The following is a 23,468-nucleotide window of genomic DNA, read 5'->3' as shown; positions in this document are numbered from 1 at the left end:
CCCAAAACGGCTGCACGGCATGCGCCGCAATGTCGCGCCAGCTTCTTTATTGGCGATTAAACAGAAAACGGCCGGTTTTCTTATCAGACGCAAGCTTTGCTGTCGATATATGGCGCTCAAGGTCCTTTGCGTATACTGCACCGATGTTCTCCCAACCAGACTTCCGTATTCGTTGCGTCAGATGGCTCATCGCAACCGGACTCTTCCTGCTGCTCGGCGCCTGTGTGGATAAACCCAACACACTGGAGCGAGTCAAGGAGGACGGCGTGCTGCGCGTGGTCACCCGCAACAGCCCGGCCACCTACTTCCAGGACCGCAACGGCGAAACCGGCTTCGAATACGAGCTGGTCAAGCGCTTTGCCGACGACCTGGGCGTGGAACTGAAGATCGAAACCGCCGACAACCTCGACGAACTGTTCGACCGCCTGCAGCAACCCGGCGGTCCGGTTCTGGGTGCCGCCGGGCTGATCGAAACGCAAAAACGCAGCCAGCAGGCGCGCTTCTCGCACCCTTATCTCGAAGTCACCCCGCAAGTCGTCTACCGCAACGGCCAGTCGCGGCCTACCGAGCCTGCCGATCTGGTCGGCAAGCGCATCGTGGTGCTCAAGGGCAGCAGCCATGCCGAGCAACTGGCCACGCTCAAGACCCAGTATCCGGCCCTGGAATATGAAGAGTCCGATGCCGTCGAGGTGGTCGACCTGCTGCGCATGGTCGATGAGGGCCAGATCGACCTGACCCTGGTGGACTCCAACGAACTGGCGATGAATCAGGTGTATTTCTCCAACGTGCGGGTCGCCTTCGACCTGGGCGAGAGCCGCCAGCAGCGCTGGGCCGTGGCCTCGGGCGAAGACAACAGCCTGCTCAACGAGATCAACGCCTTCCTTGCCAAGGTCGAGAAAAACGAAACCCTGCAGCGCCTCAAGGACCGTTACTACGGCCATGTCGATGTGCTGGGCTATGTCGGTGCCTACACCTTTGCCCAGCACTTGCAGGAACGCTTGCCCAAGTACGAGAAATTCTTCCAGACCTCATCGAAGAAAGAGCAAGTCGACTGGCGCCTGCTGGCGGCCATCGGCTATCAGGAATCGATGTGGCAGCCTACGGTCACCTCCAAGACCGGCGTACGCGGCTTGATGATGCTGACCCAGAACACCGCACAGGCCATGGGCGTGACCAATCGCCTGGACGCCCGGCAAAGCATTCAGGGCGGCGCCAAGTATTTCGCCTATGTCAAAGAGCAGCTTGATGACGATATTCAGGAGCCCGACCGAACCTGGCTGGCGCTGGCGGCCTATAACGTGGGCAGTGGCCACCTGGAAGACGCGCGCAAACTGGCAGTCAACGACGGGCTGAACCCCAATAAATGGCTGGACGTGAAGAAGATGCTGCCGCGTCTGTCGCAGAAGAAGTGGTACAGCAAGACCCGCTACGGCTATGCGCGCGGCGGTGAGCCGGTGCATTTTGTCGCCAACATCCGCCGCTATTACGACATCCTGACCTGGGTGACCCAGCCGCAACTGGAAGGCAGTCAGGTGGCTGAAGGCAAGTTGCACGTGCCGGGCGTCGACAAGACCGTGCCGGCGAGTGCGCAGCAGCAACCGGCACCCACAACGCCTACACCCACATCTGCACCCACACCCGCTACGACACCGTAATCAGGCACAGCTCAAGACTTCTGCAACGCCCGCCGCCTCCGGAAAAACTCGCTGAGCATATTGCCGCACTCCTCCCCCAGCACGCCGCCTTCATACAGCACGCGATGATTCAGAAAACCCTGGGTAAAAAACTGCCCCTGGCTCTGCACGATCCCCGCCTTGGGCTCCAGCGCGCCATACACCACCCGGCCAATGCGCGAATGGACGATCAACCCCGCACACATGCTGCACGGCTCCAGCGTCACGTACAGCGTGCTGCCCGGCAGCCGGTAATTGCTGATCGCCTGCGCGGCGTCGCGGATAGCGACCATCTCGGCATGCGCACTGGGGTCGCTGCCGCTGATCGGGCAGTTATAACCGCGCCCGACAATCTGTCCGTCCATCACCAGCACCGCACCCACCGGCACTTCCCCCAGCAGCGCGCCCTGCGCCGCCAGCGCCAGCGCCTCGCGCATGAAATCCTGATCGCGGCTGCGGTCGATGATTATTGGCTGACGCATCACGACACCTCGATGGCGGCCATCAGGCCGGTTTCCATGTGATCGATCACATGGCAATGGAACATCCACACGCCCGGGTTATCCGCCACCAGCGCCACCCAGGCCCGCTCGTTACGGCCGAGCAGGAACGTGTCGGTAAAGTATGGAATGATCTTGCGCCGATCCGACTTGAGCACCTTGAAGCTCATGCCATGCAAATGAATCGGGTGCTGGTACTGAGCCATGTTCTTCAGCTCGAAGATATAACTCTTGCCCAGCGTGAGCCTGGCAATCGGCCGGTCGGCACAGGTCTTGTCCGTGATGTCCCAAGCCTGGCCATTGATCTGCCACAGGCTTGGCGGCTTGCCGTTGTCCGTACCTTCAGACACCGCCCCGACCCACTCGAAATTGAAGTTGATGGTCTCGGCATTCTCCAGATCCGGTTCCGGCAACGGATTGGCCGGCAACGCGGGCGGCCAGTCGCCGGGCGCGTCGTTGTTGGCCACCGAGCGCAACGTGCCCAGACGCACCGGACCATTGCGCAACGACAACTCTTCGCCCGCGGGTGGCGCCTTGACCGCCAGGCACAGGCGCATGCCCGGGCCCAGCCAGTAATCCTTGCCCAACGGCCGGGGCGCGACCGGGTTGCCGTCGATGGCATAAATCCGCGCCTCGGCATCCGGCAGGTTGATGCGGTAGGTCACCGTGTTATCCAGATTGAGCAGCCGCACGCGGGTAATCTGCCCGGCCGGCAGCTCGATCACGCTGCGATGCTCACCGTTAATCGTTGAAAGCCGCCCGGCCGTGCCTTCGCGTGCAGCCTCGCGGATCACGCTGAAATCGGTAAACGCCCCGACCTCATCGACATGCCAGTTCTTCAGGCTGAGCGTGCGCTCATGGGCAAACCCGGTCGGTTCGCGCTCCTCGATAATCAACGGCCCGACCAGCCCGCGACCCAGCTCTTCGCTGCTGCTGACATGCGGGTGATACCAGAAGCTGCCGGCGTCCAGCACGCGGAACTTGTAGTCGAAATACTCGCCCGGCTTGACCGGCAGCTGCGACACATACGGCACGCCGTCCATCTCCAGCGGCACGCGGATGCCATGCCAGTGAATAGTGGTTTCTACCGGCAGATGGTTGATGAAGCGCAACCGCAGCCACTCGCCCTGACGCACCCGAAGCTCGGTGCCCGGCGCTGTGCCACCAAAGGCCCAGGCCGGGGTCTTGTGGCCTGGAATCAGCTCGACATCCAAGGGGGCTGCGATCAATTCGAAATCATGCCCCTCCCCCGGCCCGCGCTGACCCAGCCAGTAACGCGCCGCGCCGCCTGCGCCCAGGCCGACTACGGCAAGGCCGGCGATGCCGGTGAGAATCTGGCGACGGGTAAAGGACATGTCAGCGGACACCTTGAAAACGATGACGGAAGGCACCTGTTGGCAGATGCGAGGGGGTCAATACGATACACGCGGGGATGGCAATGCGTAAGGGTGACAGACGATGGAACAGGCCATAGGCCCAGGCAATCTCAAGCTAGTCGTAGATCCCGTCACCCTCGCCTTTCTCAATAAAAAGATCCGCAAGGTCACCCTGGATTTCTTTGCCGCCACAAGAAAGCACGCAGTCTTCGTCCCAATCATCAGGAAAGTGGACGCCATCCAGCGTACTTAAAATGGTGGAAGCGGTGTCTGCGATCACCAGCCGCAAGAAGTTTATGACGTCCGGTCTTTTAGCCTCATCCAGCAATGCCAGAGCGTTTCTGGCCTTGGCATAGGCATCCTGGTCGCCATCGAGTGGCTTGTTTAAAGCCGACTTGTACTGCTCAAAATTCTCATCGAACAATTCCCTGTAGAGGGCATACACCAGCTTTTTATCTAAAGACATAAACACTCCGGCCTGCGACTTGCGCAAAGTCCATGCAAAAACACCCTGCTTGTAAAACCCCCAGCAGCACCGTCACGTACGAACAAACTGGCCGATGAAATACACCGGTTTTTGTGGGCTTGCGCAAATGATTTGACACATATTCGGCAACGCTGCGCCAAATCGATAATGCATATAATTCGCTATTACTGCCCACCGCCAAGGTCTCCTGACGGTTGCCAGCGTCCGTCAGCGTCCGCCTGTGTTATCAGGCGCTGCCAATGGCTGCCGAGCGTTCCAGACTTCATAAAAAAAGGAAAAGAAGATGTCGTCAATGAAGTTTCCAGTGCGTCAACTTGCGGCAACCGTACTGGCCGTCACGGCAGCAATGGGCGCTACCGGTAGTGCGTTCGCCAAAGAGCTTAACCTGTACACCACCCGTGAACCCAAGCTGATCCAGCCTTTGCTCGAGACCTACACCAAGAAGACCGGCGTACAGGTCAAGACGATCTTCGTTTCCGAAGGTTTGCTGGAACGCGTCAAGGCCGAAGGCGAACGCTCGCCGGCCGACGTGCTGATGACTGTCGACATTGGCAACCTGATGGATCTGGTCGAAGGCGGCGTCACCCAGCCGGTCAAATCCAAGACCTTGGAACAGGTGATCCCGGCCAACCTGCGCGGCGCTGACGGTCAGTGGTTCGCGCTGTCAATGCGTGATCGTGTGCTGTATGCCGACAAGAACCTGCCGATTACCTCGTTCACCTATGAAGAACTGGCCGACCCGAAGTGGAAAGGCAAGGTCTGCATTCGTGCCGGCCAGCACCCGTATAACACCGCGCTGATTGCGGCAATGATCGCCCATGACGGGGCGGCAGCCACGCAGACCTGGCTTGAGGGCGTGAAGAAAAACCTGGCGCGCCCGGCAGCCGGCGGCGACCGTAACGTGGCCCGTGACATCCTCGGCGGTATCTGCGATCTCGGCATCGCCAACGCCTACTACGTCGGGCACATGAAGAACGCCAAGCCGGGCACCGATGATCGCGCCTGGGGGGATGCCATCAAGGTCGTGCGTCCGACCTTCGCCAGCAACCCCGATGGCGGTACGCATGTGAACATCAGCGGCGCATCGGTGGCGAAGAACGCTCCGAACCGCGACAACGCTGTCAGCTTCCTTGAGTTCCTGGTCTCCGAGCATGCCCAGGCGCTGTATGCCAAGGCCAACTATGAGTATCCGGTCCGTGAGGGCGTCGAGCTCGATCCGGTGATGGCGGCGCTAGGGCCGTTGAAGGCCGATACACTGAACGTGGCTGAAGTGGCCAGGCACCGTAAACAGGCCAGTGAACTGGTGGATAAAGTCGGTTTCGACAACTGACGCGATTGTCCGCAGCGCCCCTCGCTGGCCGCTTCCCGGTCGACAGGGGCGTTGTTTATTCGTGATGCTCAGAACAGCGAGTGTCGCCCTTCAGATACCCTCGTGATCGATGAACCTCTACTCTTTGCGTTTTTCCCGCGCCGTGCGTGGCTGGTGGGCTCCAGCAGGTTCATTGCTGGTCGCACTGATGGTCATTGCGCCGGTCGCCGCGCTGCTTTGGCATGCCTTTGCGGGTGATGTTGCCCACTGGCAGCATTTGCTCAATAACGTGGTGCCCGTTGCCCTGCGCGACACGCTGATCCTGCTGGCGGGTGTCGGCGTGGTGGTGACCCTGCTGGGTGTCGGCAGTGCCTGGCTGCTGACCGCTTACGACTTTGCGGGCAAGTCCCTGCTCGGTTGGGCGCTGCTGCTGCCATTGGCGGTGCCGACCTACATCATGGCTTACGCTTATCTGGATCTGCTGCATCCCATCGGCCCGGTGCAATCGACACTAAGGGCGTTACTGGGTTACAGCAGCCCGCGTGAATTCCGCTTGCCGGACGTGCGCAACATGACCGGCGCGATCCTGATTCTGGGCTTTGTGCTCTACCCCTACGTCTACCTGACCATGCGCGCGATGTTTCTCACCCAGGCGGCCAACCTGATCGAGGCCGCAAGAACCCTGGGTGCCAGGCGCCAGGAGGTGTTCCGGCGCATTGTCCTGCCGCTGGCCCGGCCAGCCTGGGCGGTGGGGCTGAGTCTGGCCTTGCTTGAAACGCTCAATGACATAGGCGCGTCGAGCTTTCTGGGGGTCAAGACCCTCACCGTGTCGGTGTACACCGCGTGGACGGCGCGCTCTGACCTGGCGGCTGCCGCGCAGATCGCCCTGACCATGCTGGTGGTGATCATTGGCTTGATCCTGCTGGAGCGTAAAGGCCGCGCCCGCCAGCGCTTTGCCAATACCCAGAAGATGCAACCGATGCGCCCGCGCACCCTGCACGGGCCGGCCGCGTTGCTTGCCTTGGCGCTGGGACTGATTCCGGTGCTGATCGGCTTTGTGATCCCGGCGGCCTATCTGTGTGCACAGGCCTGGGAACGCCTTGAGCAATCGGCAGGAGTGTCCCGCGCCTTGCTCGACAGTCTCTATAACACGCTGCTGGTCGCCTCGCTGGCCACCGTCATAACCGTGTGCGCCGGGCTGATGATCGCCTGGGCCGGCAGAACCCTGCGTGAGAGTGCCTGGCGTCAACCGGCCAGAGGCTTTGCGCGGGTCGGCAGCCTCGGCTATGCACTGCCTGGCACAGTATTGGCCATCGGCCTGATGACTCCGGCGATGCTGATCGAAAATCTTCTCGGTGGTTGGCTGGGCACTCAGACGCTGTTCCTGATGGGCTCTACCGGGTTATTGATCATCGCTTACTGCATTCGTTTTCTGGCCATTCCGATCGGCGCTGTCGAGGCCGGCCTGACCCGTGTGCCAGCGTCCATCGAGCATGCTGCACGGACATTGGGCGAGCGCCCCGGCGCCACCTTGCGCCGGATCCACCTGCCGCTGCTGCGCCCGGCACTGGCAGCCAGCGCACTGCTGGTGTTCGTCGACACGATGAAAGAGCTCTCGGCGACGCTGTTACTGCGGCCGCTTGATTTCGATACGCTGGCCACCCGGTTGTATGCCGAGGCCTCACGCGGCACCTATGAGGAAGGCGCCATAGCCGCCATCCTCATCGTAGTGGCGGGCTTGTTGCCCGTTGTACTGTTGGCCCGCACCAAACTCTCTTATGGACACTGACCTATGCCTGCCTATCAGCCGCAAGATTGTGCCAGTCGCCCCTATCTCGAGCTGGCCGGTGTCCGGGTCGCTTATGACACGCCGCATGGCCTGCTGAATGTCATCCATGATTTTTCCCTGCCGCTGGACAGAGGGCAGATCGGCTGCCTGCTCGGATCGTCCGGTTGCGGCAAATCGACAGTGCTGCGGGCCATCGCCGGTTTCGAGCCGGTGCTTGAAGGCTCGCTGAGCCTGGATGGCCGGCTGCTGTCATCCGCCAAAGTGCATGTCGCTCCGGAAGATCGGCGCATCGGCATGATGTTTCAGGACTACGCCTTGTTCCCGCACCTGACGGTCGGCGAAAACGTGGGTTTTGGGGTTCGCGGCGTCAGCAAGCAGGCCCGCCAGCTTCGCGTGCAAGAGATGCTCGACGCGGTGCGTTTGCCGGATATCGGCAACCGCTACCCGCATGAGCTGTCTGGAGGGCAACAGCAACGGGTTGCCCTGGCACGGGCACTGGCGCCTGCGCCGGAGATTCTGCTGCTCGACGAACCGTTCTCGAACCTGGATGTGAACACCCGCGAACGGCTGGCCAGTGAGGTGCGCGAGATCATCAAGGCGACCAACCACACGGCAATCATCGTGACGCACAACCAGGATGAAGCGTTTGCCATGGCCGACCGGATTGGCGTCATGCGCGATGGCCGCCTCGAACAATGGTCGTGCCCCGCGACACTGCGTGCAGCGCCTGCTTCGGATTATGTGCAGCAGTTTCTCAGTGGTGAGCTGGAACCGCTGCTGGTGGAGCAATAACGCCATGTGCACGAGGAGCCTGTTGCTAAGTTTTTGTGCTGTTTTACTGGTTGGCTGCACAGGCAGGGGCTTTCAACCACCGCCGCCGGAATTTACCAACTGGAAAAAAAGCGGGGTCTCGCAAGAAGGCGTCAAGAGCGCTATGACCGCATGCGGTTACACCAACCTGACAGGCACGGGGGACACCACGCCGATTGACCAGGTACTCACGCGGTTTTATTGCCTGAAAGACTCAGGCTTCAAGCGCACAGATAACATTGACCTGTGCAAGGAAGGCCGCATCGGCGAATCACCGGTGTGCGAAGGCCGCCGGTAAGCCATCACTAAAAAGCGGCCGGGAGGTCGGGGATCAATGCTAAATCAGTGGCCCACTGGCCGTTGCGGGCTGTATCGCGTGATGGCCGCACTGTCCGCCGCCCCACCCTCCTGAAACACCCGTGAAACCGCCTCGACGATTGCAGCCCACACGCCGGGCTGGCCTAACACCGGCATTTCTTTGGCCAACACGTTACTGAGTTCGCCCAGATTCTGCTCAATCGAACGCAATACCCGGTCGGCTTGCTGATCCGGCATCTCGACAATCTCCTTCAAAGCGGTACGCGCCCGGCCATGATTACGCAGGTAATGCGACTCTTCGCGCATCTGTTCGGACAAGGTGCGGCCGATGATGCCAGACAGAAAAACAAGGTGCGGCCCAAGATCAGGGTAACGCCACAACGGCCTGGCCAAGTGGTCCCCGGCAAAAACAAAGTTCGAGACCACACCATCTGCGTAGAGCGTACGCTCGGCATCAAAGACCACATCCTCGCGCACAGCCTGCATGAGAGGCCTGGACAGTTGATCAAGCACCCGGTCATAGCTGCGCCGTTCTCCCACGTCATCGGTAATCACGGCTGATACGGGCAAGATAACCGGATCAGGAATCACACCATCACGGCGCAGAATGTCATTGATCAAAAAGCGGTGAACACGGCCATTACCATCGGCCAAAGGATGGATATAGACAAAGCCAAATGAGGCTACCGCACTGCGCATGACCGATGATTGACCTTGGGTCTTTGCCAGAAAAGCCTGCACACCCTCCAGCATCGCCGCAACATCCGCAGGCGGCGGAGCAACGTAATGCACGACCTCCTGATAATGCAGCGTTTCGCCGACAAACACCGGAGATTGCCGCACACCAAAACGAGTCAAGGTTGTTCGCGCACCCAGAATTTCGGCTTGTAACCCAGCAAGCGGCACCTCACTCAGCGGCCACTCACCTTGTCCGGTACGCCGCGACATGACATCCGCGAATCGCTGCACACGCGTGATCTGATCGGCCTCGCCTTCAATGGCGAAACTGGCCTTGCTCTCGCGCAATGTCATCCAGGCGGCGGCACGCATCAGCAGGTCTTCACCAAACTCGGCAGTCAATTGGCCGTACAGTTGCGATACATCCAACTGCGCAGCCTTGAGCACCGCATCGGTTTTCACCACCAAAGGGCAAAAATATCGATTGCCGGGCAGATTATCGTTTATCCGCCAACGCTTCACTTTCTCGATCCGGTCGGCTGAAGCGACAACCTGCTTACTGCCATCCACGGCATCAACATAATTGCCGCCCAATCGAGCAGGAACCTGCAATACCTCTCCTGTCAGCCATTCATAAAGAAATGCAGCCCGACGAGCATATTGCCCTGTAGGTTCTGCCTCCACCCATGCCTGAACAAACTCAGGCCCTGCGTGAGCGAAAAGCCGGGCCAGAAATTCGAGGTGCAGAACCTCATGCCTGAGATGAAACTGTAGATGCGCTGCAGGCGCTGCTACCGGCCGCATGCTCTCAAGCCAGGTTTCCAGGCGAAGACCTTCACTGACCTGAGTGACACGGCGCCCCCCGATCCGGCTGATCACGGGCAGATGTCCCAGGACTTTCAGATCGTAAGTACGGACCAGCCAGGCGGCGCCTACGGGATCAGCAGGAAGGTCGTTCATACCCTCTCCAGGAATGCATAAAAACGATTACGTAGGCGAGCATACGCTTTTGAGGCGCTTATGAGCGCTCAAAAACGATTAGAAAGAAGAGGTTTTGCATAAAATCGATTACGGGTAATAGAAGAGCAATAGCGGCTCAAAAAGCCAGGCGACGGACAGAGCTTCATCGCAAACCAAAAAGCCCGCAATTACGCGGGCTTCAGGTTTTTTCTTGCTAATGGATACCGGTCAACACCGGACGTCCATCATTCCCACTCAATCGTCGCCGGCGGCTTGCTCGACACATCGTAAGTCACCCGCGAGATCCCTTCGATCTCGTTGATGATCCGGCCGCTCACCGTTTCCAGCAGCTCGTAAGGCAGGTGCGCCCAACGTGCGGTCATGAAGTCGATGGTTTCCACCGCGCGCAGTGCAACAACCCATGCATAACGACGGCCATCACCGACCACGCCTACCGATTTCACCGGCTGGAACACGACGAAGGCCTGGCTGACCTTGTGGTACCAGTCGGCCTTGCGCAGTTCTTCGATGAAGATGTGGTCGGCGCGACGCAGCAGGTCGGCGTATTCCTTTTTCACTTCACCGAGGATACGCACGCCCAGGCCTGGGCCGGGGAATGGGTGGCGGTAGACCATGTCGTACGGCAGGCCGAGTTCCAGGCCCAGACGGCGGACTTCGTCCTTGAACAGTTCGCGCAGTGGTTCGACCAGCTTGAGGTTCATTTCCTCTGGCAGGCCGCCGACGTTGTGGTGCGATTTGATCACGTGGGCCTTGCCGCTCTTGGCGCCAGCCGACTCGATCACGTCGGGGTAGATGGTGCCTTGGGCCAGGTACTTGATGTTGTCCAGTTGCGCAGACTGAGCGTCGAAGACATCGATGAAGGTGCGACCGATGATCTTGCGCTTCTTCTCCGGGTCGCTTTCGCCGGCCAGGTTGGTCAGGAACTGCTCTTCGGCGTTGGCGCGGATGACCTTGACGCCCATGTTCTCGGCGAACATGGCCATGACTTGCTCACCTTCGTGCAGGCGCAGCAGGCCGTTGTCGACGAAGACGCAGGTCAGCTGGTCGCCGATGGCCTTGTGCAGCAGGGCTGCAACCACCGAGGAGTCGACGCCGCCGGACAGGCCCAGCAGCACGTTGTCGGTGCCGACCTGGGCGCGAACCTGGGCGATGGCGTCTTCAGCGATCTTCGACGGGGTCCACAGCGCTTCGCAGCCGCAGATGTCGAGGATGAAGCGCGACAGGATGCGGCCGCCCTGCTTGGTGTGGGTCACTTCCGGGTGGAACTGCACGCCGTAGTAGGCACGCTCGTCGTTGAACATGCCGGCGATCGGGCAGCTCGGGGTGCTGGCCAGAATGTGGAAGTCTTCCGGCATCTTGGTGACCTTGTCACCGTGGCTCATCCATACGTCGAGGCCGAACAGGCCATCGGCGTCGATGTGGTCTTCGATGCCGTCGAGCAGGCGGCTCTTGCCGACCACGTCGACACGGGCGTAACCGAACTCACGCAGTTCGGAACCCTCGACCTTGCCGCCGAGTTGCTCGGCCATGGTCTGCATGCCGTAGCAGATGCCGAACACCGGTACGCCCAGGTCGAACACCGCCTGCGGGCAACGCGGGCTGTCGGCTTCGTGCACGGACTCGGGACCGCCGGCGAGGATCACGCCTTTTGGAGCGAACTCGCGAATGGCTTCATCGTCCATGTCGAACGGATGCAGTTCGCAGTACACGCCGATCTCACGCACGCGGCGGGCAATCAGCTGAGTGTACTGGGAACCGAAGTCGAGGATCAGGATACGGTGAGCGTGAATATCAAGAGACATGGAGGAGGCTCTGAAGAGCAGTTGCAAGCTTGAAGCTGCAAGCTGCAAGTTGTCGGAGTCAGCGGTAGCTGCGTCAAAGCAGCTACCGCTTATAGCTTGAAGCTGATCGCTTGAAGCTTAGAAGCTGGTCGGTGTCAGCCGACCCGGTAGTTCGGCGCTTCTTTGGTGATCTGCACGTCATGGACGTGGGACTCGGCCATGCCGGCACCGGTGATGCGGACAAATTCCGGCTTGGTGCGCATCTCTTCGATGTTGGCGCTGCCGGTGTAGCCCATCGAGGAGCGCAGGCCGCCCATCAGTTGATGGATGATCGCTGCCAGCGAGCCTTTGTAGGCAACGCGGCCTTCGATGCCTTCCGGCACCAGCTTTTCAGCGCCAGCGGACGAGTCCTGGAAGTAGCGGTCCGAAGAACCCTGGGCCTGGGACATGGCACCCAGCGAGCCCATGCCACGGTAAGCCTTGTACGAGCGGCCCTGGAACAGTTCGATTTCGCCCGGAGCCTCTTCGGTGCCAGCGAACATCGAGCCCATCATCACCACCGAAGCCCCGGCCACGATGGCCTTGGACAGGTCGCCGGAGAAGCGGATGCCGCCGTCGGCGATCAATGGAACGTCAGTGCCTTCAAGGGCGGCGGCAACGTTGGCGATGGCGCTGATCTGCGGTACGCCGACACCGGCGACGATACGGGTGGTGCAGATCGAGCCTGGGCCGATACCGACCTTGACCGCGTCGGCGCCGGCTTCAACCAGTGCCTTGGCCGCAGCGCCGGTCGCGATGTTGCCACCGATGACCTGCACTTGCGGGTAGTTTTCCTTGACCCAGCGAACGCGGTCGATCACGCCTTTGGAATGACCGTGCGCGGTATCGACAACCACCACGTCAACGCCGGCAGCCACCAGCGCAGCAACGCGCTCGCCAGTGTCCTTGCCGGTGCCGACTGCAGCGCCGACGCGCAGACGACCCTGGTCGTCCTTGCTGGCCAGCGGGTAGGCCTTGGCTTTTTCGATGTCCTTGACGGTCATCATGCCCTTGAGCGCGAACTTGGCGTCGACGATCAGGACCTTTTCCAGACGGTGCTTGTGCAGCAGGTCGCGCACTTCGTTCTTGTCAGCGCCTTCACGGACGGTGACCAGACGCTCTTTGGGGGTCATGACTTCGCGGACCGGGATGTCCAGGCGGGTCTCGAAACGCACGTCACGCGAGGTAACGATGCCGACCAGGTCGCCGTCGTGCAGCACCGGTACACCGGAGATGTTGTGCTGGCGGGTCAGGTCGAACAGGTCACGCACAGTGGCGTCGGCTTCGATGGTGATCGGGTCTTTGACGACACCGGCCTCGAACTTCTTGACCTTGCGGACTTCGGCAGCCTGCTGGTCGATGGTCATGTTCTTGTGGATGATGCCGATACCGCCTTCCTGCGCCATGGCGATGGCCAGGCGGGCTTCGGTGACGGTGTCCATCGCCGCTGAAACCAGCGGGATATTCAGCTCGATGCCGCGGGTCAAACGGGATTTCAGACTGACTTCGTTGGGCAGTACTTCGGAATAACCGGGTACAAGGAGAATGTCGTCAAATGTTAAGGCTTCTTGACTGATACGCAGCATCGCGGGGGCTCCCGAGCGGGAAAATTGGAAGCGCGCCATTATACCTATACACACCGGGCTGCTCAATGCAAAAACTCGGCCTATTCGACGCGCTGTCTATAGTCGGGCTTAAGTCGGGCTTATAAGCGCACTTTTACCCAGGACACCGGCCGATCCAGGCGTGCGGCAAATTCGTCGATAAAGCGCTGTTTGAAGCCCGCCGCCAGCCAATCGTTAAAGATAAAGCCCAGGTCGGAAAAGCCGCACGGATCAAGAAACAGAAAGCCGTTGATGTCGTCTTCATGCCGGCACAGCGGGCAGATGAAGTTATCGGTGTGCCTGGGCATCCACTCTTCAAGACTATCGAATAGCGCCTCGCCGATCTCCTTGCGGCACTCCGGGCAACCGGCTTCTTCGGCGAAATCGTCGAGCGGGGTATAGATGCAACGCTTGGTGACAATCTCCAGACCGTTCAGCGCCTGGCCGAACGGCAGCAGCTCAGGGTGCTCCACCACCTTGCGCGCGCCCGGCGCGATGGCATAAGCCATGCGGTTGCCGCTGCGCCCGCAGGTGCTCAACTCTGGCTCGACCACATCCAGCGTGACCAGCCAGCGCAGGATCTTGCGCGCCATGGCTTCACGCGCCGGGAAACTGGAGATTTGCGGGACGATAATGCTTTGGCTGCTCATGGGGCGATTGTCGTACATAAGAATCAGAGGGCGGCAGCTTAATCGCCCTCGGGCACAGGTCAAGCGTCATCCGCTGAAGTAGCGCACGATCAGGGCGATGCCACTGACCAGCACCAGCCAGGTGATGAACCTGACAAACGCTTCCCGCGACAGCTTCATGGTCACTCGACGACCGATCCACGAGCCGATCAGCATCGCTGGCAATAGACACGCCGCCAGCACCAGCAGCGGGATTTCGGCATACACGCCGGCAATCACGAACAAGCTCAGGCGCACGACGGTACTGCAACTGATCAAGGCGCCCTGCGTGGCCCGCGCCTGCTCCTTGGAGCTCAGCCGGCCATTGAGATAGATCGCATACAGAAAGCCGCCACTGCCGAACAGCGCCCCGAACAGGCCGCCGACCGTGCCCGCTGGCACCGCCCAGCCCGGCGCCAGCTGGCTGGGCCGTACTTTCACCGCCAGGCTATACAGCGCATAGGCAGTCACGAACAGGCCCATCAGCAACAGCAGCACATCGGACTTCAGATTAAGCAGAAACACTACGCCCAACGTGCAACCCACCGCCATAAAGGGCAGCAAGCGCAGCAGTTCCGCCTTGACCACCGCGTGCCGCGCCGGTAGCAGGTTGCCCAGTGCGGCGATGAAATCGAGCATGACCAGCAAGGGAATGATCCGTGACAGCGGCATGAAGTGAATCAGGATGGGACCTGCCACCAGTGCGGTGCCAAAGCCGGCGATACCGAAGACGATATAGGCGCCGACCACAGCCAGTTCGATCCATAGCCAGTCCAGCGGCGTAAAGCCCAGTTGTGCAAACCATTGCAGTGCTTGTTCGATGACCACACCATCCTCCCTGAATGCTTTTTTGTGCGCGTATATAAAGCCATGCACGACAAAACCACCAGTGGTGGCCGGGCGGCAAATCGCTTTATGATGCCCGGCATGATCAAAGACCCTTTTGCAAGACTCGGCCTGGACCGGGAAGTCCTTACTGTCAGCCAGCTCAACGGCCGCGCCCGGGTGTTGCTGGAGGATGTGTTCAGCAGCATCTGGGTCGAGGGCGAGATCTCCAATCTCTCGCGCCCGGCCTCCGGCCATGTGTACTTCACGCTCAAGGACTCTGGCGCCCAGGTGCGTTGCGCGCTGTTTCGCCAGAACGCCGCCCGTGTGCGTCAGGCGCTCAAGGACGGCCTTCAGGTCAAGGTGCGCGGCAAGGTGTCGCTGTACGAGGGTCGTGGCGACTATCAGTTGATCCTCGATACGCTGGAGCCTGCCGGTGATGGCGCGCTGCGCCTGGCCTTCGAAGCACTGAAAACCAAACTCAGCGAAGAAGGCCTGTTCAGCGCCGATCGCAAGGTCACCCTGCCCTTGCACCCACGCCGCATCGGTATTGTCAGCTCGCCGACGGGCGCGGTGATCCGCGACATCATCAGCGTGTTTCGCCGCCGCGCACCACAGGTCGAGCTGACCTTGATCCCTACCGCCGTGCAGGGCCGCGAAGCCATCAACCAGATCGTCCGCGCGCTGCAACTGGCCGACCGCCAGGGCTTCGATGCCTTGATCCTCGCCCGTGGCGGCGGTTCGCTGGAAGACTTGTGGTGCTTTAACGAAGAAGCCGTGGCGCGGGCCATTGATGCCTGCGTTACGCCGATCGTCAGCGCCGTGGGCCATGAGACCGATGTGTCGATCAGCGACTTCGTTGCCGATGTCCGCGCCCCGACGCCCTCGGCCGCCGCCGAGTTGCTGGCCCCGGATTCCAGCGATCTGCACCGCCAGGTCGAGAACCTGCAACGTCGGCTGGTCAGCCGCCTGCGTGAAAAACTGATGCGCGACCAGCTCCGGCTCGACGGTCTGGCGCGGCGTCTGCGCCATCCCGGCGAGCGTCTGCGCCAGCAGGCCCAACGCCTCGACGACCTCGACATGCGCCTGCGCCGGGCCTTCGAGCACAGCATGCGCAAGCGCGAAACGCAGATGACCCACCTGCAAAGCCGGCTGGCCGCACAGCATCCGGGCCGCACCCTGGCGTTCCTGCGCCAGCGCCTCGACAGCCTCGCCGAACGTTTGCCGCGCGCGATACGTGAACAGATCAAGACCCGTCGCCTGCATTTGCAAAACCAGGTGCAAACCCTGCATGTGGTCAGCCCGCTGGCCACGCTGGGCCGTGGCTACAGCATCCTGCTCGACGAACGTGGCCAGGCCGTGCGCCGCGCTGAACAAACCCACACCGGCCAGCGTCTGACGGCTCGCCTCAGCGAAGGCGAATTGCAGGTGCGTGTCGAAGACAACCACCTGACGCCCGTGACCCTTTCTCTTCTGGATTGACCTGCCAATGCTACGTGTTATCGCACCGCTGCTCGCTTTGCTGTTAAGCCTGCCCGCCTACGCCGACAGCTTTATCACCCGCACCCTGAACAAGCCGGTGCCCGGCGGCGTTGCCGTCATTGATCTGGGCAGCGCAGCCCAGGCGCCCAAAGCCACGTACCAGGGCAAGCCGGTGCTGGTGGTCAATGAACAAGGCACGCGCTGGCTGGCGATTGTCGGCATCCCGCTGACGGTCAAGCCGGGCAACCAGCAAGTGCTCAGCGGCGGTCGCACGCTAGCCTTCACCGTGGGCAGCAAGAAATACAAAGAGCAGCGCATCACCCTGAAGAATCAAAGCCAGGTCACGCCCGACGCCGAGCAGACCAAGCGTTACGAACGTGAACTGGCCGAGCAACTCAAGGCTTACCGCAGCTTCAGCCCCGGCACACCGAGCAACCTGATTCTCGACAAGCCGGTCAACGGCCCGCTGTCGAGCCGCTTCGGTGTACGCCGCTTCTTTAATGGTGAAGAGCGTAACCCACACTCGGGCCTGGACTTTGCCGTGCCAGCCGGTACGCCGATCAAGTCCCCGGCGGCCGGCAAAGTGATCCTGACCGGCGATTACTTCTTCAATGGCCAGACGGTCTTTGTCGACCACGGTCAGGGCTTTATCAGCATGTTCTGCCACCTGTCGAAGATCGACGTAAAGGTTGGCGATGCCGTGGCACGCGGCGGCGTGGTCGGCAAGGTCGGCGCCACCGGCCGTGCAACAGGCCCGCACATGCACTGGAATGTCAGCCTCAATGATGCACGGGTGGACCCGGCAATCTTTATTGGCGCGTTCGAGCCCTGATCGTCGTTTTCCGATGAGGGTGCCTTCACTTGCGCCCTCGCGGAACAGCCAGCAATAAAAATTCGTTTTACAAGAAAACAGCGCCACAAAATCCCGGCACATAAGCATTGCAGAAGATTTCTATCAATTTTTCGCAAGCGCTTGCCAATATTTACCCCAATGAGTACGGTTGGCGACATGAAAACCTCTCACACCCTCATCTTGTTGCGCCAGCACGCCTGCCTCGACCTGGTCAGCGCCCGACTGCCAGGCTAGATCGCGTCGCCTCGCCCCCTCTACCGCTTGCAAATGGTTGGCCGCCTCTATCACGGCCCATTCAGAACAAAAGGATTAGCCCGATGACCATGCTCAAAGACCCTTCGAAGAAGTACCGTGCCTTCGCGACCATTGACTTGCCGGATCGCACCTGGCCTTCGAAGTCCATCACTGCAGCGCCGATCTGGTGCAGCTCGGACTTGCGCGACGGCAACCAGTCGCTGATCGAGCCGATGGACGCGGTCAAGAAGCTGCGTTTCTGGAAGACCCTGGTCAGCATCGGCGTCAAGGAAATCGAAGCGTCGTTTCCGTCCGCCTCGCAGACCGACTTCGACTTCGTACGCACCCTGATCGAAGACAATCACATCCCGGAAGACACCACCATTCAGGTGCTGACCCAGGCGCGTGAAGACCTGATCGCGCGGACCTTCGAATCGCTGCGTGGCGCCAAGAAGGCCATCGTCCACCTGTACAACGCCACCAGCCCGTCGTTCCGCCGCATTGTCTTCAACCAGGACAAGCAAGGCGTCAAGGACATCGCGGTCAATGCGGCCAAGCTGTTCGTCAAGTATGCCGCCCAGCAGCCTGAGACCCAGTGGACGTTCCAGTACTCGCCGGAAACCTTCAGCGCTACCGAGCTGGAATTCGCCAAGGAAGTCTGTGACGCCGTGATCGAGGTCTGGAATCCGACCCCCGAGCACAAAGTCATCCTCAACCTGCCGGCCACGGTCGAAGTGTCGACGCCGAATATTTATGCCGACCAGATCGAATGGTTCGGTCGCCACATCAACCGTCGTGACAGCGTGATCATCAGCCTGCACACCCACAACGACCGTGGCACCGGTGTCGCCGCTACCGAGCTGGGCCTGATGGCTGGCGCCGACCGTGTCGAAGGCTGCCTGTTCGGCAACGGCGAGCGTACCGGTAACGTCGACCTGGTGACCCTGGGCCTGAACCTCTACACCCAGGGCGTACACCCTGAGCTGGACTTCTCGGACATCGACGGCATCCGCAAGGTGGTCGAAGAGTGCAACCAGATTCCGGTGCATCCACGTCACCCGTACGTCGGCGACCTGGTTCATACCGCGTTCTCCGGCTCGCACCAGGATGCCATCCGCAAGGGTTTCACCCAGCAAAAAGCTGACGCGCTGTGGGAAGTGCCGTACCTGCCGATCGACCCTGCCGACATCGGCCGTAGCTACGAGGCGGTGATTCGCGTCAACAGCCAGTCGGGCAAAGGCGGCATCACTTACTTGCTGGAGCAGGAATACGGTATTTCGCTGCCACGCCGCATGCAGATCGAGTTCAGCCAGGTGGTTCAGGGCGAAACCGATCGCCTGGGCCTGGAGATGACCGCGCAGCAGATCTACGCGCTGTTCAAGCGTGAATACTTGCAAGCCAACAAGCCTTACGCGCTGATCAGCCATCGCCTGCAAGAAGAGAACAACACCAGCAACGTCGACGCCGAAGTCAACGTCAACGACGAGACGCAACGCTGGAAGGGCAAGGGTAATGGCGCACTGGAAGCGCTGGTGTCCAGCCTGCCGGTCGCGGTCGAGATCATGGACTACAACGAGCATGCCATCGGTGCCGGCACCACGGCCAAGGCAGCGGCCTACATCGAGCTGCGCGTCAATGGCGAGCGTGCCGTACACGGCGTGGGCATCGATGAAAACATCACCACGGCCAGCTTCCGCGCCCTGTTCAGCGCCCTGAACCGTTCGCTGAGCGTCGCGCCAGGCAAGGCTGCTGCTGCCTGATTCCCGCCCTGCTCTTCGCCCTTTTTGCACTCCTACAGTGCAAAGGGCGAAGACGCCGGGGCAATAACGCCCCATCTTTGTGCATCTTGCATTTCCCGCATACCCCCGGCAGATTCGGCATAAGGCAGCGTAAAAACGCTGTGATAGCATTGCGACCTTAAACGATTCAGGCACCTGTGCTTGCGAGCCACATGACCTTTTCGCGTCATCGTATCCGGCTTGCGCCTCGCCTCTTCGCTGTACTTCACTTCCGACACTTCGATGACTAGCGCAACGATTTTCTGCCGAGAATCCTGCACGGAGCGACCTGCCGTATATTGAAAAACCATCAGCCGCGGCCGTGCCGGGCTGACCCTGCCCTCTACGGAGCGACTATGCCCAAGGCTTCCCATCAAGCTCTGCGCCGTAATTTTCGCGCACTGACCTCTTCCAGTTCCTGCTACCGCACCGCCTCGGTATTTGACCCCATGTCCGCCCGCATCGCGGCCGACCTGGGTTTTGAGGTCGGCATCCTTGGCGGCTCCGTTGCATCGCTACAAGTACTGGCCGCGCCAGACTTTGCCCTGATTACCCTGAGCGAATTCGCAGAGCAAGCCACTCGCATCGGCCGCGTCGCCGAACTGCCGTTCATTGCCGATGCCGACCACGGTTATGGCAACGCCCTGAACGTCATGCGCACTGTCGTGGAACTGGAGCGCGCAGGCGTCTCGGCACTGACCATCGAAGACACCCTGTTGCCGGCCCAGTTTGGCCGCAAGTCGACCGACCTGATTCCGGTCGATGAAGGCGTGGGCAAAATGCGCGCCGCCCTGGAAGCCCGCAGCGACAGCGAACTGTCGATCTTTGCCCGTACCAACGCGACTATTCTGCCGGTCAGCGAAACCATCGATCGCATGCAGCAATACCAGGCCACCGGCGTGGACGGCATCACGATTGTCGGCGTACGTGATTTCGAGCACCTGGCGCAGATCTCCGAAGGCGTGACTGTACCGCTGATGCTGGTGACCTACGGCAACCCTGAGCTGCTCGACAACCAGCGCCTGGCTGAAATGGGCGTACGGGTTTGCGTAGACGGCCATGGCGCCTATTTCGCCGCGATCAAGGCCACTTACGACAGCCTGCGTGCGCAGCGGCAGATTACCTGCAGCACCTCGGAAATGAGCGCCACCGAGCTGACTCACACCTACACCCAGCCTGAAGACTATGTGCAGTGGGCGCGCAAGTTCATGAACGTGAACGAGTAACCGCTACACCAACAAAAAGCCCCCGGTTCTGTACAGAGCCGGGGGCTTTTTCATGCGCAGACTTTTGCTCAGGCCGTGGTGTTCACGCTGCCTTGGGTCTGCAGTTGCAGCAACGAAGCCTGCAAAGTCTGCACCTGAGCACTGTAGGTCGAGATCTGTGCCTGAATGGCAGCGACCTGTGCCGCCTTCTCTTCTTCGGTGCCCTTGCCGTTCTGTGCGGCGGCCAGTTGCTGCTGTTGTTGCTGCAGCTGCTTCTCGGCTTCCTCGATTTGCTCTTCAAGCTCCTCGATCGCCTGCTCGGTAGACGACAAGGTACCGGAAGATCCGCCGGCAGCTCCAGTTGCAGAACCAGCCTTGGCGCCGTCCAGCGACACGGCGGTGGTGCTGCTGGCTTCGGTGTCGCTCGACGCGCTGGCTTGTTCGGTCTGGCTCTTGGTGGTAACCGAGAATGAGGCGCTGTAAGTACTGAGTGAACTGGTATTGATCGTGGTCATGGTGGAACTCCTGTTAGCCCGGACTCTTTATCGGCCCGGGCACAGGTGAAAACAGCATGACTTTGTAGCCACCGCGTATCAGTGCAGAGACAATCGCCGCTCGAATCAGGCGGTGGTATTGATGCTGCCACCGATCAGTTGCAGCAGGCTGCCCTGCAAGGTCTGCAAGCTGGCGCTGGTGGCGGCGATCTGCGTTTGAATCGCCATGGCCTGCTGAAGCTTGGTCTGCTCATCGGCCTTGCTGCTTTGCACGGCTGCCAGCTGCGCTCTTTGTTGTTCGAGCTGTTTTTCGGTCTGCTCGATCTGCTTCTTGATCTGCTCGATCATTTCTTCCGTCGGCGTCGACGCCGTGCTCTTGCTATTGCTGGCGCCACCAACCTTGGCGCCGCTCAGGTCGGCGCTGACGCTGGTCGCTTCGGAGGTCTTGGTCTCATCGGTCTGGGCCGCTTCGGGCTTCTTGACCGCCACGGCAAAAGCGCTGCTGTAGTTGCTCAGCGAACTGGTATTGATGGTCGTCATGACGAACTCCTTTCAGGTGTGCCGACTGTATCGGCCGACACACAAAAAACTACATACCTGTTACTGAATGTTAAAGCTATCGGCATCCAGTGACGCCGGAAAGCGTGCGCGATAGGCGGCAAGCTCGCTGGCATCCAGCGTTACCCGGAACACGCCATCGGCCTCGCCTGCGTTGAACAGGCTTTCACCCTGGAAATCCAGGACCTGGCTGTCGCCGGTATAGGCCAGGCCCTTGCCGTCGGTGCCGATACGGTTGACCGCCGCTACATAACACAGGTTCTCGATGGCGCGGGCCGGCAACAAGCGGTTCCAGTGCAAGCGCCGGGCGCCGGGCCAGTTGGCGGTGTAGAGCAACAGATCGGTGTCCTTGGCATCACGGCTCCACACCGGAAAGCGCAGGTCGTAGCAGATCAGCGGGCGAATCCGCCAGCCCTTGAGCTCGAATGTCACTTGCCGCTCGCCGGGGCTGAAATGCTCGTGCTCGCCCGCCATACGAAACAGATGGCGCTTGTCGTAGTGCAGCAACTCACCGTCAGGTCGCGCCCACAACAGCCGGTTGCGATGGCTGCCGTCGGCGGCGCGCACGATCACACTGCCGGTGATCACCGTCTGCAAGCGCCGGGCCTGGGCCAGCAGCCATTGTGCGGCCGGGCCGCCCTCTTCCTCGGCCTGGCTGAGCGAGTCCATGGTGAAGCCGGTGGTGAACATTTCCGGCAGGATCACCAGATCGGCCGATTGCGCCTGATCGAGCAAGGCCTGGAAGTGTTCCAGATTGGCCTGCGGGTCATGCCAGGCCAGCGTGGTCTGGATCAAGGCGATGTCCAGCGACGGCAAGGTACTCAAATCGCGCATAGTTTTTCCGCTGCCTGGCGCAGCGTCTCCTCGCGTTTGGCGAAACACAGGCGGATCAGGCGCTGGCCCTCAGGCGGGCTCTGGTAGAACACCGACACCGGAATACTCGCCACGCCATGCTCGCGGGTCATCCACAAGGCCATGTCGACATCGTTGAGATCGGGGCGAATCTGCGAGTAATCCACCAGCTGGAAATACGTCCCGCCTACAGGCTGGAAGCTGAAACGCGAAGCGGCCAGCTGCTCGCAGAAAAAGTCGCGCTTGGCCTGATAAAACGCCGGCAGCTCTTCGACATGCTCCGGGTGTTCGGCCATGAAGTCGGCCAATGCGTACTGCAAAGGCGTAACACCGCAGAAGCTGACGTACTGGTGCACCTTGCGCAATTCGGCGGTCAAGGCCGGTGGCGCCACCACATAGCCGGTTTTCCAGCCGGTGACATGGTAGGTCTTGCCAAACGAACTGACCACGAAAGCCCGTGCATACAACTCTTCGTGGGCCAGCACGCTGACGTGTTGGCGGCCATCGAAGACCAGATGCTCGTAGACCTCGTCACTGATCAGGTAGATATCGCGCTCGGCGATCAGCGCCGCCAGGCGGTCCAGCTCGGCGCGGCTGAGCAAGGCACCACACGGGTTGTGCGGTGAATTGAGGATGATCAGCCGGGTACGCGGGCTCAAGGCATCACTGAGCTTCTGCCAGTCGATAGAGAAATCCTGCGCATCGAGTTGCACATGCACGCAGCGGCCACCGGCCAGCTCCACGGAAGGCTCATAGCTGTCGTAGCAAGGGTCGAAAACGATGACTTCATCACCGGGACGAATCAGCGCCTGCACGGCGCAAAAGATGCCTTGGGTGGCACCGGGCGTGATGGTGATTTCTGTATCGGGATTGACCTGAACGCCATAGCTGCGGGCGATCTTGGCCGCCACTTGCTGACGCAAGGCCGGCAGGCCGGTCATGGGGGAATACTGGTTGCGGCCTTCGCGGACATGCCGCCCGAGCGCATCGCGCAACGCCTGTGGACCATCGAAATCGGGAAAACCCTGAGACAGGTTGATCGCCCCGGTTTCAGCGGCGAGTTGCGACATCACGGTGAAAATAGTAGTGCCCACGTTGGGCAGTTTGCTGTCGATCATTGGACGCCTGCTGTAGGGAAAGCCTTGGGGCTAACCCTACAACTTTAGCGGTAAGT

21 protein-coding genes are annotated in these 23,468 nt (G+C 60.7%); 9 read left to right on the top strand and 12 right to left on the bottom strand.

Going from position 1 to position 23,468, the window contains the following annotated elements:
- Positions 1 to 143: 143 nt before the first annotated feature.
- Positions 144 to 1,655 (top strand): membrane-bound lytic murein transglycosylase MltF, encoded by a 1,512-nt coding sequence (gene mltF / locus ACYAS9_RS20655; protein WP_463570153.1) that lies wholly within the window; start codon positions 144 to 146, stop codon positions 1,653 to 1,655.
- Positions 1,656 to 1,666: 11 nt separating this feature from the next.
- On the opposite strand, the gene tadA is transcribed toward mltF, so the two are convergent.
- From tadA to ACYAS9_RS20640, 3 genes are all read right to left on the bottom strand, one after another.
- Complete coding sequence (gene tadA / locus ACYAS9_RS20650) at positions 1,667 to 2,155, bottom strand: tRNA adenosine(34) deaminase TadA (RefSeq protein WP_463570152.1); 489 nt, start codon at positions 2,153 to 2,155, stop codon at positions 1,667 to 1,669.
- Positions 2,155 to 3,528 (bottom strand): multicopper oxidase family protein, encoded by a 1,374-nt coding sequence (locus ACYAS9_RS20645; RefSeq protein WP_463570151.1) that lies wholly within the window; start codon positions 3,526 to 3,528, stop codon positions 2,155 to 2,157. Before ACYAS9_RS20645 ends, tadA begins: the two co-directional genes overlap by 1 nt.
- A gap of 136 nt (positions 3,529 to 3,664) precedes the next feature.
- The gene (locus ACYAS9_RS20640; protein WP_463570150.1) at positions 3,665 to 4,015 is read right to left on the bottom strand and encodes a hypothetical protein; all 351 of its coding nucleotides are present in this window, start codon (positions 4,013 to 4,015) and stop codon (positions 3,665 to 3,667) included.
- Between the two features lie 304 nt (positions 4,016 to 4,319).
- On the opposite strand from ACYAS9_RS20640, the gene ACYAS9_RS20635 reads away from it, so the two are divergent.
- From ACYAS9_RS20635 to ACYAS9_RS20620, 4 genes are all read left to right on the top strand, one after another.
- Complete coding sequence (locus tag ACYAS9_RS20635; protein ID WP_463570149.1) at positions 4,320 to 5,366, top strand: Fe(3+) ABC transporter substrate-binding protein; 1,047 nt, start codon at positions 4,320 to 4,322, stop codon at positions 5,364 to 5,366.
- Between the two features lie 109 nt (positions 5,367 to 5,475).
- On the top strand, positions 5,476 to 7,134 hold the full coding sequence (locus ACYAS9_RS20630) for an ABC transporter permease (RefSeq protein ID WP_463570148.1): 1,659 nt from the start codon (positions 5,476 to 5,478) through the stop codon (positions 7,132 to 7,134).
- A 3-nt stretch (positions 7,135 to 7,137) separates the two neighbouring features.
- Positions 7,138 to 7,926 (top strand): ABC transporter ATP-binding protein, encoded by a 789-nt coding sequence (locus ACYAS9_RS20625; RefSeq protein WP_463570147.1) that lies wholly within the window; start codon positions 7,138 to 7,140, stop codon positions 7,924 to 7,926.
- Positions 7,927 to 7,930: 4 nt separating this feature from the next.
- On the top strand, positions 7,931 to 8,242 hold the full coding sequence (locus ACYAS9_RS20620; protein WP_463570226.1) for a hypothetical protein: 312 nt from the start codon (positions 7,931 to 7,933) through the stop codon (positions 8,240 to 8,242).
- Between the two features lie 44 nt (positions 8,243 to 8,286).
- Here ACYAS9_RS20620 and ACYAS9_RS20615 read toward each other — a convergent pair whose 3' ends face one another.
- From ACYAS9_RS20615 to ACYAS9_RS20595, 5 genes are all read right to left on the bottom strand, one after another.
- Positions 8,287 to 9,900, bottom strand: a complete 1,614-nt coding sequence (locus tag ACYAS9_RS20615; protein ID WP_463570146.1) for a Fic family protein — start codon at positions 9,898 to 9,900, stop codon at positions 8,287 to 8,289.
- A 245-nt stretch (positions 9,901 to 10,145) separates the two neighbouring features.
- Complete coding sequence (gene guaA / locus ACYAS9_RS20610) at positions 10,146 to 11,723, bottom strand: glutamine-hydrolyzing GMP synthase (RefSeq protein ID WP_463570145.1); 1,578 nt, start codon at positions 11,721 to 11,723, stop codon at positions 10,146 to 10,148.
- 134 nt (positions 11,724 to 11,857) lie between these two features.
- Positions 11,858 to 13,327 carry an IMP dehydrogenase gene (gene guaB, locus ACYAS9_RS20605; protein WP_463570144.1) on the bottom strand — a complete coding sequence of 490 codons (1,470 nt, stop codon included), beginning with the start codon at positions 13,325 to 13,327 and terminating at the stop codon, positions 11,858 to 11,860.
- Positions 13,328 to 13,446: 119 nt separating this feature from the next.
- Positions 13,447 to 13,995 (bottom strand): sugar ABC transporter ATPase, encoded by a 549-nt coding sequence (locus tag ACYAS9_RS20600; RefSeq protein WP_463570143.1) that lies wholly within the window; start codon positions 13,993 to 13,995, stop codon positions 13,447 to 13,449.
- Between the two features lie 66 nt (positions 13,996 to 14,061).
- A complete protein-coding gene (locus tag ACYAS9_RS20595; RefSeq protein ID WP_463570142.1) occupies positions 14,062 to 14,841 on the bottom strand; it encodes a sulfite exporter TauE/SafE family protein in 780 nt (259 codons plus the stop codon).
- Between the two features lie 99 nt (positions 14,842 to 14,940).
- Here ACYAS9_RS20595 and xseA point away from each other — a divergent pair, with 99 nt between their 5' ends.
- The 4 genes from xseA (at position 14,941) to ACYAS9_RS20575 (ending at position 20,411) form a co-directional block, all read left to right on the top strand.
- A complete protein-coding gene (gene xseA / locus ACYAS9_RS20590; protein ID WP_463570141.1) occupies positions 14,941 to 16,320 on the top strand; it encodes an exodeoxyribonuclease VII large subunit in 1,380 nt (459 codons plus the stop codon).
- Positions 16,321 to 16,327: 7 nt separating this feature from the next.
- On the top strand, positions 16,328 to 17,152 hold the full coding sequence (locus ACYAS9_RS20585; RefSeq protein ID WP_463570140.1) for a peptidoglycan DD-metalloendopeptidase family protein: 825 nt from the start codon (positions 16,328 to 16,330) through the stop codon (positions 17,150 to 17,152).
- A gap of 338 nt (positions 17,153 to 17,490) precedes the next feature.
- Complete coding sequence (leuA, locus tag ACYAS9_RS20580) at positions 17,491 to 19,167, top strand: 2-isopropylmalate synthase (protein WP_463570139.1); 1,677 nt, start codon at positions 17,491 to 17,493, stop codon at positions 19,165 to 19,167.
- Positions 19,168 to 19,541: 374 nt separating this feature from the next.
- Positions 19,542 to 20,411 (top strand): isocitrate lyase/PEP mutase family protein, encoded by an 870-nt coding sequence (locus ACYAS9_RS20575; protein WP_463570138.1) that lies wholly within the window; start codon positions 19,542 to 19,544, stop codon positions 20,409 to 20,411.
- 68 nt (positions 20,412 to 20,479) lie between these two features.
- Here ACYAS9_RS20575 and ACYAS9_RS20570 read toward each other — a convergent pair whose 3' ends face one another.
- From ACYAS9_RS20570 to ACYAS9_RS20555, 4 genes are all read right to left on the bottom strand, one after another.
- The gene (locus ACYAS9_RS20570) at positions 20,480 to 20,905 is read right to left on the bottom strand and encodes a hypothetical protein (protein ID WP_463570137.1); all 426 of its coding nucleotides are present in this window, start codon (positions 20,903 to 20,905) and stop codon (positions 20,480 to 20,482) included.
- A gap of 105 nt (positions 20,906 to 21,010) precedes the next feature.
- The gene (locus ACYAS9_RS20565) at positions 21,011 to 21,424 is read right to left on the bottom strand and encodes a hypothetical protein (protein WP_463570136.1); all 414 of its coding nucleotides are present in this window, start codon (positions 21,422 to 21,424) and stop codon (positions 21,011 to 21,013) included.
- Between the two features lie 60 nt (positions 21,425 to 21,484).
- Positions 21,485 to 22,276, bottom strand: a complete 792-nt coding sequence (locus tag ACYAS9_RS20560; protein ID WP_463570135.1) for an amidohydrolase — start codon at positions 22,274 to 22,276, stop codon at positions 21,485 to 21,487.
- Positions 22,264 to 23,412 (bottom strand): pyridoxal phosphate-dependent aminotransferase, encoded by a 1,149-nt coding sequence (locus tag ACYAS9_RS20555; RefSeq protein ID WP_463570134.1) that lies wholly within the window; start codon positions 23,410 to 23,412, stop codon positions 22,264 to 22,266. Before ACYAS9_RS20555 ends, ACYAS9_RS20560 begins: the two co-directional genes overlap by 13 nt.
- Positions 23,413 to 23,468: the final 56 nt, after the last annotated feature.

The organism is Pseudomonas sp. HP_08, from assembly GCF_055284095.1.
Note: the sequence above shows the minus strand (reverse complement) of the source record. Positions and strands in the feature narration are given on the sequence as shown.